The sequence below is a fragment of the Flavobacterium sp. genome, assembly GCF_039916025.1.
Classification (GTDB): domain Bacteria; phylum Bacteroidota; class Bacteroidia; order Flavobacteriales; family Flavobacteriaceae; genus Flavobacterium.
In genome coordinates this window covers 1-13,108 of sequence record NZ_JBDSMB010000190.1, presented here as the reverse complement: position 1 = coordinate 13,108, position 13,108 = coordinate 1, and the positions used below count along the sequence as shown (strand labels likewise).

Sequence of the window (13,108 nt, the reverse complement as noted above, 5' to 3'; positions counted from 1 at the left end):
ATATTCAACGCGTCAACATTCGCCGGAAGTGAATACAACATGGGTAGCAACAAGCTTTCTTCTCCAAGCACTAGCGCCACATTCTGAAGATTTCCTTTCTCTGCAGTTTTCTCGATGATACTACCCGCTATTTTAGCTTGTCCGATGGATTTTGAAGTAGCAATGACATGAATGTTCTTTTCGGCCTTAAAATCGTTTGAAATCCATTCGTACGGATGTGTTTTATAATAAATCCATTCCGATTTGAATTTTCGCTGAAAAAGTCCGGCGTCATGAAAGGAATCATGAAGCAAAGTTTCATCAATATCCCAATAGATTTTGGCAACATCAAGTGCTAAAAGATGCTGAATGATTTTTTCTTCGGCTTGATTGAGTGCGTTGAAACCGGCAAAAACAAATTGTTTCCCGTTATTGCTTTCAGAAAAATGATTCAAATTTTCAACTGCTTCGCGATAAATCAAACCCTGATAGCCAATGCCTTTATTTAATAGATGTTGATACAGCGCATGGTAATAGTCCGGCAGTTTTTTCCAAAAAAGCAAATGCTTCTCTATCAGATCTGTTCTTTTATCTACATCAACAGACCAATGCTCAATTTCTTTTATGTCTTCAAGATATTTTAAAATCTTATTCGGGTCTAAAAGATATCGGTCTATTTCATTAAAATCCTGAAGTAAGGTTTTTGCCCAATTGGCAAAGTTTTCAAAGGAATCCTGTTTGTCTTTTTCGGTTAAGGAAAGGTACACTTCATAAAACTCAAACAGCAATTCGACACTGTCAACCGAACGGATTCCGGCAATATCCTGAATAAAGTCTTCAATGCTGATTATCTCTGGTGCAAAGACATTATTGGAAACCAACTTTTTTAATTCATCAAGTAAAAAGACTTTGGCTCTTTTGTTAGGCAGAACGATGGTCAAGTCCGATAAGTTATCAGAATAATTTTTTAAAATTTCCTGGGCAAGCTGATAAAGAAACGTTGGTTTTGACATTCTATAAAAATAAAAAAAACGCCCCGATAAATCGAGGCGTTTCTTAAATTATTTAGAGAAAATTATTTTACCAATTTTACTTCTGTTCTTCTGTTGTTAGCTTTACCAGCTTTCGTTTTATTAGTATCGATTGGTTTAGATTCACCAAAACCGATTGAAGTTAATCTATCCGCATCAATACCACCTTCTGTAGTTAAATATGTTTTAACTGCTGAAGCTCTGTTTTCAGAAAGTATTTGGTTAGATGGATCTGTACCATCGCTATCAGTGTGTCCTTCTAAAGAGAATCTAGAATTTGGATACTCTTTCAAGATAGCAACCATAGCTTGCAATACTGGATAAGTTTGTGCTTTAAATGAAGATTTACCACTATCGAATAATATAGTTTTAGCATAGTCATTCAATCTTTTCATAACTTCGTCGGATACTTCTGGACAACCATTATTAGCAACTGTTCCTTTAACATCTGGACATTTGTCATCTTTGTCTAAAACTCCATCTCCATCTCTATCTGGCCAAGGACAACCTGCGTTTTCTTTTGGACCTTTAACATCTGGACATTTGTCTGATTTATCAGTAATACCGTCACCGTCAGCATCAGGACAACCACCTAAAGATTTCAAACCAGCAACATCTGGACAAGCATCATCTTTATCAGCAATTCCATCACCGTCAGTATCAGGACATCCGTTAAATTCAGCTGGACCAGCAACATCTGGACAAGAATCACTAGCGTCTGTAATTCCATCACCGTCTGTATCAGGACATCCGTTGAATTGTTTTAAACCAGCAACTAATGGACAAGCATCGTCTTTATCGTAGATTCCGTCACCGTCAGTATCTTTTCCTCCAAATTTGAAAGAAAGACCTAAGAAGTGTTGCATGTGAGATGGCATATCTTCACGAACATCTTCGAAAGATTGTTTGTATGTTGAACGCCAAGATAAACCTACTAAGTCAGTAAACCAATAAGTTAAACCTAAACCTGCGTTTAATGTACCAGCATGCATTTCATCACCAATCCAAGTGTAACCTCCACCAATATGGATAGAAGGGTCAATTGTTTTAGATTTAATCATGCTCATTAAACTGTAGTTGATCACTGCGTCTGCAGCATAATAATTCTTATCTCCAGGATTAACTACTGTATATGGACCTTCACCAACTCTTGGCAGTACATATCTAGTTATCTTGTTAATAGATCCAGTAACTCCAAAAGAGAAATTACTTCCTACGTATTTAGATACGTTTAAAAAAGATACTGAAGGAAGAATATTCCAGTTATCTTCAGCATTAAAAAACTGAGAAAATTGGTCTTCCAGTTTAGAAGCAGCACTTACTCTAGTATCTACTGCATTAACCCCAAAGGTAATTGCCCAAGGGTTGTTACTGTCTTGAGCCTGCGAGCTGAACCCAGCTAACATTACCAAAGCAACGAATAATTTGTTAAGATGTTTCATACTTAAATTTGATTAGATTATAATAATTATAATGAACAAAAGTAACACGTATAATTCTAATTAAAAAATAAAAGTGTTAAAATGTGTGAATTATATAAGGATACGACAGTAATTATGAAAGTTTCAATCTTATTTTTCAATTTTTAGCATTTTTCCAACCTCAGTAAAGGCTGCGATTGCTTTATCCAAATGTTCTTTGCTATGCGCCGCAGATAATTGAACACGAATTCTAGCCTTATCTTTTGGCACAACCGGGAAAAAGAATCCAATAACATAAATCCCTTTTTTAAGAAGTTCATCTGCCATTATTTGAGATAATTTCGCATCGTATAACATTACCGGTACAATGGCCGAATCACCATCAATAAAATCAATTCCGGCTTTTCGCAAACCATCTTTGAAGTAATTGGTATTCCATTCTACTTTATCGCGAAGTGTGGTGTCTTTTTCTAATAATTCGAAAACTTTAATAGATGCTCCAACAATGGCCGGTGCTAACGAATTTGAAAACAAATAAGGACGAGAGCGCTGTCGCAAAATCTCTATCACTTCTTTTTTAGCTGTAGTATAACCGCCCATCGCACCGCCTAATGCTTTTCCTAAAGTTCCTGTGATGATATCAACTCTTCCCATTACGCCTTTGGCTTCGAGTGTTCCTTTTCCTGTTGCTCCGATAAAACCTGCTGCGTGACATTCATCAACCATTACCAATGCATCATATTTATCGGCCAGGTCACAGATTTTATCTAATGGAGCTACCAATCCGTCCATTGAGAAAACTCCGTCGGTAACAATAAGTTTAAAACGATGTCCGGCTTCAACAGCTTTCTTTAATTGGTTTTCCAAATCTTCCATATTGGAATTTTCATAACGATAACGTGCAGCTTTACACAAACGAACACCGTCAATAATCGAAGCGTGATTCAGACTATCCGAAATAATGCAATCTTCTTCGCCTAATAAAGGTTCGAAAACGCCACCATTAGCATCAAAAGCCGCGGCGTATAATATAGTGTCTTCTGTTCCGTAGAAATCAGCTATCTTTTTTTCCAGGGTTTTGTGAATATCCTGCGTTCCGCAAATAAAACGCACCGATGACATTCCGAAACCATGCGTGTCTAAAGCATCTTTGGCTGCCTGAACTACTTCCGGATGCGAAGACAACCCTAAATAGTTATTGGCACAAAAGTTTAAAACCGTTTCGCCGTTTACTGTAATTTCGGCGCCTTGTGGTGAAGTAATAATGCGTTCTTTTTTGAAAATCCCATTTTGTTCAATGGTGTTCAATTCATTTTGTAGGTGTTGTTGAATTTTTCCGTACATGTTATTTGTAGTTAATGTTTTGAGATTACAAATTTACCACTTCCAAAGTTTCCCCAATATAAACGAGCGCTTTTTTAATGACTTTAAAACCCATTTTTTCAATGGCGTTTTGATAATTCTCCAATTGATATTGGTATTTCGTTTGGTGCGAACCTGTTTTATAATCTAATAAATAGATTTCGTTTTGATTATTAAGTACCATTTTGTCTGGCTTTACAAGATTTCCCTCTTTTTGAATAATGGTTTTTTCGTTTAAGATTTTATGCTCATATGAAAAGAACAATTCCAAATCCTGATGGTTTACAATTTCCTGAATGGTTTTTAAAACGGCATCCTTTTGCGAAGAAACAATCAATCCGTTTTCGATGGCTTTGGTCAGCGCCAAATCAATATCTTCTTTGGTTTTAATGAATGACAAAATCTCGTGCAGAATGTTTCCGTATTCGATGGCTTTTTGCTGTTTGGTATTCCACATCAGACTTTCGCGCTGGGCTATTTTGATATTTTTTGGATTCAATGTTTCGGAAAGCTGTGGAATGGTTTCGGTTTCGTCAATTCTTTCTTTGGTTATCGATAATTTTTGAGCACCACCAAATTCGTATTCCAGTTTGCCTTCATCAAACTGATTTTTTTCTTCCAAAAACTTGATGAAGAACGACGCCATATTGTTTGGCAGAATTCCGTCTTTGTTTTTAGACTGCATTCCCGAAATGACATGCAATTGTTCCTCGGCTCTTGTCATTGCGACATACAAAACATTAATGTCATCCAACAATTCTTCCTGCTTTTTCTGATTGTAAATCATTGCCGATTCTTCACCATAAGTTGAAACACTCGCATTTTTATCTACTAAAACTTTGGACAAGCCAAATTGTTCTTCATCGGCGTTAAGCCAAATTTTTTCTTTTGGCCCAAGACTGTAATTTTCTTCAGCAAACGGGAAAATAACCACCGGAAATTCCAATCCTTTAGACGTGTGAATGGTCATGATGCGAACCGCTTCTTTGCCTTCGGGCGACGGAATGCTCAATTTTCCTGAATTTGTATCCCAATAAGACAGAAAATCAGAAATCCCTGCTTGCTTTTTTAAATCCTGCTCGAGAACAATATCTAAAAAGAATTGCACATAGGCATTTCGTTTTTCGATTGGGATAATTCTGGAAATAATACTTTCCGCTGCTTCGTATAATGATTTCTTTCTGGTGTTTTTAAACGAAAAATGAATGTCAAAACTGGCTAACCATTGTTCAAAATCGGCTTCACTAATTTGTTCCATTCCAAGCGCAATAAAATCATGAATCTTTACTTCTTGTTTCGCATTTGATGCGATGTAATACAGAAAGTTCGCTTTGGATTCACGGTCATTATTATTTTTCAAATAATACAAAACATTAACAATGCATTGCACTTCCGAAGAAGAACCTATCAACAAACTCTCTGAAGATAAAATCGGAATGCCTTGTTGCGTTAAATAATTGGCAATGGCAACTCCGTTGGTTTTTTTTCGGGTTAATATCGCAATATCTTTATAGCTAAATCCGTTGGCTTTTACTTTCTGAATGGTGTTTAATGTTGCCAATAAATATAATTCTTCTTTTGCGGGATTTTCTTCTTCGCCATATTCCGCCTTCTCAACCTTTGGCATAAAAGAAATGTTTACATAACCTCCTTTTTTATTGTTTTCTTCCTGACGACTATGGTTTTTATATAAATCATTGTAATCTTCATGAGCGAATTCATTGGCAATAAAACCAAAGAATTTGTTGTTGAAATCAATAACTTCCGAATAACTTCTCCAATTAGTCTTTAATGGGAAAAGTTCTTTTTCGGGATTGTTAAACGGATTTATGTCTTTGCTCAATTCGATAAATTGCTCCGCTTTTCCTCCACGCCAGCGATAAATCGATTGTTTTGGATCACCAACAATTAGCAGACTTCCTCTTTCGCCGAGTAAATCCTCACTTGACGTAGCATTATCAATCAACGGAATCAGGTTTTGCCATTGCATTTCGGAAGTATCCTGAAATTCATCAATGAAAAAATGTTTATACTTTTCGCCTAAACGCTCATAAATAAAAGGCGCTGGCTGATTTTGAATTTGGTCGTGAATTAATTTATTGAATTCCGTTATGGATAAAATTCCCTGCTCTTTTTGAATGTCCGACAGTTTATTGCTTAACGTATTTAATAGCGAAAGCGGCGTGATGTTTTTTAGAAAGGCTTCGTAGAAATTTTTCTTTTCGAATTTTTGGTAAACCGAAGCCAGAATTTCCAGTAAATTTGGAATGATGCTTTGAATTAATTCAATATCAGTCGCTGTTTTGTTGATTTTGATATCATCAAATTCGTGATAGGTTTTGTTTTTGGGATTGAAATTCTTTCCGACTATGCTTTTAATATGATTTGGAAAATATCCGGAAGAGAATGATTTCTCATCAATGCCTTTTTTCTGAATAAAAGCCAATGCTTCTGTTGCCAAATCGATGGTTTCAGTTTCCAATTGTTTGCAAAGCTCGACTAGTTTATTTTTGATAACGATAAAATCTTCTATTTTCTTTTTATCAAAATGTGTGATTTCCTCGCGGTTGTTTTCGTTTAAAATTAGCTTTCCCGTTTCCATGATTTCCCGTGAAATATCCCAGGATTTATCATCATCGGTTTTTTCCATCGTGAAATCGACAAGCAGTTTTGTCAATTCTTCATCATTTCCGGCTTCGGCAATAATGGCATCAACAGCTTCGGTCAACAAACTTTCGGTATCTAAAGAAACTTCAAAAGTTATCGGCAGATTCAAATCGTGTGCAAAAGCGCGAATGACTTTGTGCGTGAATTTATCAATGGTAGAAATATCAAAAGCGGCGTAATTGTGAATTAAATTTTTGATAATGCTTTTGGCTTTTTCGGTAATGGAAGCCAAACTCAATCCGGTTTCTATCTGAATATCCTGCATCAATTGCAATGCTTTGTCAGAAGGATTTTCTTTGCTGAATTCAGAAAGACTTTCCAAAACACGGCTTTTCATTTCGTGCACCGCTTTGTTGGTAAACGTAATGGCGAGAATGTTGCGATAAGCATCAGGTTTTTTGGATAGCAGAATAATTTTCAGATATTCTTTTACCAAAGTATAGGTTTTCCCGGAACCTGCCGATGCGTCATATATGGAGAAAGCTGGTTTTTGCATTTAGTTTTTATTTATCAGATAAACAAAATTCAACTTGCTGGCTTCACCATAATATTCGACTTCAAATTCATCTACTTTAATGGCGCCAATTTTTTTGATAGCTTTTTGCGAACGATAGTTGAAAGCTCCAATGTGGAAATAAACCTTATCTACAAACTGAAAAGCATAATCGAGCATCAGTTTTTTCAAAGCTTTGTTATAGCCATTGCCCCAAAACTTTGTCCCGATAAATGTGTAACCAATCAATATCGAACTGTCTTCTTCATTATAATCATAATACCGGCTGCAGCCAACGGTTTCATTTGTGGCAGCATCAACAATCAGAAAAGCGCCTTTCGATTCTATTGCACCCTTGAAATAATTGGTAAAATCTTCTAATTTATAGCGATTCGGGTTTGGATGCTGCTCCCAAACTAAAGGATTGGATGCTACTTCGAACAATTTATCAAAATCTGTTTCCTGAAGTGGAACAAGTTTTATTAAATCGTTTTGTAAATGTTTAGGTTGGATGTCGAAACTCATTTTTTTGTTTTTCTAGCCCCGATTACTTCACATCGTGTTTATTTCCATAGGAGTTCAGTGAACTACGTTTGTAATGGAAATCCATTTTCTCGTTTGTAAAACGAGGAAAAGATTGTATTGGAAAGCGGGAAATAGCTCCTAATAGGAAATATCAGTTTTAATTATTTGTTAATTGAAAAATAGAATTTAATTTTTCCTCCTGTCTGCTTTTTTAAAGGTAATATTGAATGTCGGGAAAGTAGCATGATACTATATTAAATATTTATTAAGGCACTTCCTTTTCCGAAGTTAAATGTATAAATTTGAATTCAATTATTTTTAATAACTTTTAAATACAACATATCATGGCTTTCGAATTACCGCAATTACCTTATGCATACGATGCATTAGAACCACATATTGATGCTAAAACGATGGAAATTCACCATTCAAAACATCACAATGCTTATACTACCAACCTAAATGCTGCTGTTGCAGGTACCGATTTAGAAGGAAAAACAATAGAAAACCTTTTGATAAATCTTGATATGAAAAATGCGGCTGTCAGAAATAATGGCGGCGGATTTTATAATCACAATTTGTTTTGGAGAGTAATGTCACCAACTGGTGGCGGAAAACCTTCGGGAGATTTAGCAGATGCTATTGATGCTGCGTTTGGAACTTTTGACGAATTTAAAGCACAATTTGCGAAAGCCGGAACGACGCGTTTTGGTTCAGGTTGGGCATGGCTTTGTGTACACAAAGGCGGAAAAGTTGAAGTTTGTTCCACTCCAAATCAGGATAATCCGTTAATGCCGGATACGGGTTGTGGCGGATTTCCAATCTTAGGAATGGATGTTTGGGAGCATGCTTATTATCTGAACTATCAAAATCGACGTCCTGATTATATTGAAGCTTTCTTTAATGTGATTAACTGGACAGAAGTGGCAAGATTATACGCTACAGAAAAATAAAAACAAATTGCTTTTTAGCACATAAAACCGATTGTGAAAGCAGTCGGTTTTTTTATTTTGTATAAGTACAAAAAATAAACAGGCGGAATTTCTTCCACCTGTTTGCCCCAAATCTACCATAACTTACTTAACCTACTAAATACTATGGTAAGGCAAAGCTAATAACTACAAGTTAATAATGGTGATTTTTGTTAAAATATATTGGGATGATAGGCAAATGAGAGGTTAATTTTGCTTTTCTTAATGATTTTCAGACAATTATAAAATAAAAAAGGTGAAATTTTCATTTCACCCTTTTTGCCCCAAATCTACCATAAACTTAACCTACTAATGCTATGGTAGACCAAATATAAAGTGAATCTAATTGTTAAAACAAAAAATATAGATGAAATGCATCAATAATCGTTTAACTTCAAAAAATGTTAAAATTTTAGTAAGCGCGAGCATTTTTCCCCTCGTAAAAATTCATAAATGCCTTGTTAGCAACACGGTTACCTCCCGGAGTTGGATAGTCCCCAGTGAAGTACCAATCCCCTAAATTTTTTGGGCAGGCAAGATGTAAGTTTTCTACTGTTTGAAAAATAATTTTTACTTCGGCGTTTATATCATCCGAAGTTAATAATTCAGCTATTTTATCTGAGATTTCCTGATCTGTGAAAGGTTTATAGATTTCTGTTACATAATTAATAACGTCACTATCTTTATAATTTGCCTGTGCTTTGCATTTGGCATAAACGGCATCTATAATATGATACAAATTGCGTTCTTTCAGTAATGCCAATGTGGCCTGAAAAGCAACTAATCCTTCCAATCTTGCCATATCAATTCCATAACAATCCGGATAACGGATTTGTGGCGCTGAAGAAACGACTACAATTCGTTTTGGATGTAATCTGTCCATCATTTTGATAATTGACATTTTAAGCGTTGTTCCGCGAACGATGCTGTCGTCAATTATTACCAAATTGTCTGTTGGCTGAATTACGCCATACGTAACATCATAAACATGCGCTACCAAATCATCTCTGCTGCTATCTTCTGTAATGAATGTTCTGAGTTTGGCATCTTTTATTGCAATCTTTTCAGTTCTGATTTTGACAGCAAGAATTTCTTCCAGTTTTTCTTTGGTTAATGTTTTTCTGTTATCCAAAATGAACTGATTCTTTCTTTGGTTCAGAAAATCATTCGCGGCTTCTACCATTCCGTAAAACGAAGTTTCAGCAGTATTCGGAATATAAGAGAAAACAGAATTGTCGGTGTCATTTTCAATTGCCTCAAGAACTGCCGGAAGAATTAATTTTCCTAATTCTTTTCGTTCCTGATAAATTTCGGCATCGCTTCCGCGCGAAAAATAAATACGTTCAAAAGAACAGGCTTTTTTTACCGTTGGCGGAATGATTTCTTCTTCGGTGACATTTCCGTTTTTCTTGATGATTAAAGCGTTTCCTGGTGTCAATTCTTTTACATCTTCAAAAGCAACATTGAAAACCGTTTGAATTACCGGTCTTTCAGAAGCGACTACAACTACTTCATCATCTTCATAAAAATAGGTCGGGCGAATTCCTGCTGGATCACGGAAAACAAAAGCATCACCATGACCTAACAATCCAGCCATAGCATAGCCGCCATCCCATCCGCGTGAAGCTCTTTTCAAGATTTTAGCGACATCTAATTTTTCGGCTATTACAGGAGACGCTTCTCTTTTTGATAATCCATTGTTTTTGCATTCCTGATATAAATCAGTAACTTCATCATCAAGGAAATGTCCGATTTTTTCCATTACGGTAACCGTATCGGCCATTTCTTTTGGATGTTGTCCCAATTCTACCAAACTATTAAAAAGCTCCGTAACATTTGTCATGTTGAAGTTTCCGGCCAAAATCAGATTACGATGCATCCAGTTATTTTGTCGTAAGAAAGGATGAACGCTTTCCAAACTGTTTTTACCAAAAGTTCCGTAACGAACATGTCCAAGAAATAATTCTCCTATGTATGGTATGTTTGCTTTTTGCAAATCAACATCGTCCTGATATTCGGGATGCAATGTCAGTTCTTCGTTAATCCTCTCATTAATCTGGGCAAAAACATCCTGAATCGGTTGTGCGTTATTGGAACGAACTCTGCTGATATATCTCTCGCCAGGTTCAACATCCATTTTTATGGAGGCAAATCCGGCTCCGTCCTGCCCGCGGTTGTGTTGTTTTTCCATCAGCAGATACATTTTCTGTATGCCGTAGAAAGCCGAACCGTATTTTTCTTTGTAGAATTCCAACGGTTTTTTTAATCGTAAAAGTGCAATTCCACATTCGTGTTTTAATGCGTCGCTCATTGTAGTTGTTGTGTTGTTTAAGCTTTCCCGAAGCTTCGGGATGTTTCAGCTTCTGTTGTTTGTGTTATTGTTTTTTTGCCACGAATACACGAATAAATTTAAATGCTTTGTGTTAAGATTTCGTGTTGAATTTTGTGCTTCTAATAATATGTCTTTATAATTTTCTTAAAAATCATTCGTGCATTCATGGCTTATATAAAATAAAAATGCCCCGAAACTTCGAGGCATAAATTTATGATAATTCTATTTCAAATTGTGTTAAGGATTTGAATTGTTTTAATCGTTTGTTCACTTCTTCTTTTGTCAGTTCCAGCATTCTTTCGGTTCCGAATTTCTCTACACAAAATGAAGCCAGATTTGAACCTTGGATAATTGCGGTTTTCATAGTTTCAAATGAAACATCGCCTTGTTGTGTTATGAATCCTGCAAATCCACCTGCGAATGTATCACCAGCACCTGTTGGATCAAAAACATCTGCTAAAGGCAATGCCGGAGCAAAGAAGATTTCATGGTCATGAAAAATCAACGCGCCATGTTCTCCTTTTTTAATCACAACATATTTTGGTCCCATTGTATGGATTTTAGCCGCAGCTTTCACCAAAGAATATTCTCCTGATAATTGACGCGCTTCTTCATCGTTGATTGTAATTACGTCTACACGTTTGATAACGTCTAACAATTCAGGCAAGGCACAATCCATCCAGAAGTTCATTGTATCCAATACAACCAGTTTTGGTTTTTGTGTCATTTGATTCAAAACGCCGGTTTGTACAATCGGATGTAAGTTTCCTAACATCACAACATCAGCATTTTTAAAATTTTCAGGAACAACTGGATTGAAATCAGCCAACACATTTAATTCGGTAGCCAAAGTATCTCTCGAGTTCATATCATTGTGATAACGACCGCTCCAAAAGAAAGTTTTTCCGCCTTTTACAACTTCTAAACCTGAAATATCAATATTTCTTGACGTTAATAAATCTAAATATTCCTGTGGAAAATCATCACCAACAACCGAAACTATAGCCGATTGCAAGTTAAAATGCGAAGCCGAGAGTCCAATAAACGTTCCTGCTCCACCTAAAATTTTGTCTGTTTTTCCAAAAGGTGTTTCGATAGCGTCAAAAGCAACCGTTCCTACTATTAAAAGTTTGTTCATTATCTGAGTTTCAAATTAAAGGCGCAAAGATAAGTTTTATGTTTCAGAGTTGCAAAGGTTATTAAGAGACAAAAAATTAGAGCAACTTCTGCTCTTCTTTTTCATAAAAAGCATCAACAGATAAATTGGGTAAACCCGAAGCATAAACGGCAAGTTCATCACAGCGTTCATTTTGCGGATGATTGTTGTGGCCTTTAATCCATTTAAAATCAACTTGGTGCTGGCGGTAAATTTTTAGGAAACGCTTCCATAAGTCGGGATTTTTTTTGCCTACAAATTCTTTTTTCTCCCAACCAAAAACCCATTTCTTCTCAACAGAATCAACCACATATTTCGAATCGGAAATGACTAAGACTTTCATATTGGGTTTTGTTATTTTTTCCAAACCAACAATTACTGCCAGTAATTCCATTCGGTTGTTCGTCGTATGGCGAAAACCTTCGTAGAATTCTTTTTTATAGCTAGTTCCAACCAATTCCATCACAACACCATAACCGCCGTTTCCGGGATTTCCTTTAGCTGCGCCGTCTGTGTATATGTGGACTTGGTGACTCAAGTAAATAGTGATTAGTGATTAGTGATTAGAAGTCTTTCTATAATCTGTGGGAAATGTTTGTGTTCTAATTCGTGAATTTTTGCTGCGATTTCATCTGCGGAAGCGCAATCTTCAATAGTTACTTTTTGCTGAAAAATAAATTCACCTTCATCATAATGTTCGTTGACATAGTGAATCGTGATTCCGGTTTCTTTCTCTTTATTATCCAAAATAGTTTGATGAACTTTCATGCCATACATTCCTTTTCCGCCATATTTTGGCAACAATGCCGGATGAATATTGATAATCTTATTTGGATATTCAGCAATGATGTGCTCAGGAAATTTCCATAAAAAACCAGCCAGAACAATCAAATCGGGTTTGAGTTCCGTAACTTTTTTCAGAACAAAATCTTCTGAAAGTTCTTCTCTGTCAAAGACAAGCGTTGGTACATTATAATTTTTTGCTTTCTCTAAAACTTTGGCATGTGGATTGTTAGTGAAGACGCCGACTATGATAATATCATGGTGATTTTTGAAGTATTGAATAATATTTTCCACATTGGAACCAGTGCCTGAAGCAAAAAGCAAAATCTTTTTCATATTGCTATAATATTGTTTTTCAAAGGGAATATGGAATCGCAAAATAATAATG

General features: G+C 35.9%; 9 protein-coding genes and 1 pseudogene. 1 reads left to right on the top strand and 9 read right to left on the bottom strand.

Annotated features, from left to right (window positions below; all coding sequences use genetic code 11):
• The 5 genes and pseudogenes from ABIQ27_RS14075 to ABIQ27_RS14055 all read right to left on the bottom strand — a co-directional run.
• Positions 1–992 (bottom strand): annotated as a pseudogene (locus tag ABIQ27_RS14075) (PD-(D/E)XK nuclease family protein); the annotation flags it as partial.
• Between the two features lie 62 nt (positions 993–1,054).
• Positions 1,055–2,452 carry an OmpA family protein gene (locus ABIQ27_RS14070; RefSeq protein WP_348034552.1) on the bottom strand — a complete coding sequence of 466 codons (1,398 nt, stop codon included), beginning with the start codon at positions 2,450–2,452 and terminating at the stop codon, positions 1,055–1,057.
• A 129-nt stretch (positions 2,453–2,581) separates the two neighbouring features.
• Positions 2,582–3,775 (bottom strand): glycine C-acetyltransferase, encoded by a 1,194-nt coding sequence (kbl, locus tag ABIQ27_RS14065; protein ID WP_348034551.1) that lies wholly within the window; start codon positions 3,773–3,775, stop codon positions 2,582–2,584.
• A 25-nt stretch (positions 3,776–3,800) separates the two neighbouring features.
• The gene (locus ABIQ27_RS14060) at positions 3,801–6,956 is read right to left on the bottom strand and encodes a UvrD-helicase domain-containing protein (protein WP_348034550.1); all 3,156 of its coding nucleotides are present in this window, start codon (positions 6,954–6,956) and stop codon (positions 3,801–3,803) included.
• Complete coding sequence (locus ABIQ27_RS14055) at positions 6,957–7,478, bottom strand: GNAT family N-acetyltransferase (protein WP_348034549.1); 522 nt, start codon at positions 7,476–7,478, stop codon at positions 6,957–6,959. It abuts the gene before it with no gap.
• A 344-nt stretch (positions 7,479–7,822) separates the two neighbouring features.
• Here ABIQ27_RS14055 and ABIQ27_RS14050 point away from each other — a divergent pair, with 344 nt between their 5' ends.
• The gene (locus tag ABIQ27_RS14050; RefSeq protein WP_348034548.1) at positions 7,823–8,431 is read left to right on the top strand and encodes a superoxide dismutase; all 609 of its coding nucleotides are present in this window, start codon (positions 7,823–7,825) and stop codon (positions 8,429–8,431) included.
• A gap of 430 nt (positions 8,432–8,861) precedes the next feature.
• On the opposite strand, the gene ABIQ27_RS14045 is transcribed toward ABIQ27_RS14050, so the two are convergent.
• The 4 genes from ABIQ27_RS14045 to ABIQ27_RS14030 all read right to left on the bottom strand — a co-directional run.
• The gene (locus tag ABIQ27_RS14045) at positions 8,862–10,760 is read right to left on the bottom strand and encodes an amidophosphoribosyltransferase (RefSeq protein WP_348034547.1); all 1,899 of its coding nucleotides are present in this window, start codon (positions 10,758–10,760) and stop codon (positions 8,862–8,864) included.
• A gap of 232 nt (positions 10,761–10,992) precedes the next feature.
• Entirely contained in the window at positions 10,993–11,919 is a 927-nt protein-coding gene (locus tag ABIQ27_RS14040) for a PfkB family carbohydrate kinase (protein WP_348034546.1), read from the bottom strand.
• A gap of 76 nt (positions 11,920–11,995) precedes the next feature.
• Positions 11,996–12,475, bottom strand: coding sequence for a ribonuclease HI (rnhA, locus tag ABIQ27_RS14035; protein WP_348034545.1), 480 nt, complete (start codon positions 12,473–12,475; stop codon positions 11,996–11,998).
• Between the two features lie 11 nt (positions 12,476–12,486).
• Positions 12,487–13,108, bottom strand: a 622-nt coding sequence (locus tag ABIQ27_RS14030) for a phosphoribosylglycinamide formyltransferase (RefSeq protein WP_348034544.1), incomplete at its 5' end; no start/stop codon positions are given.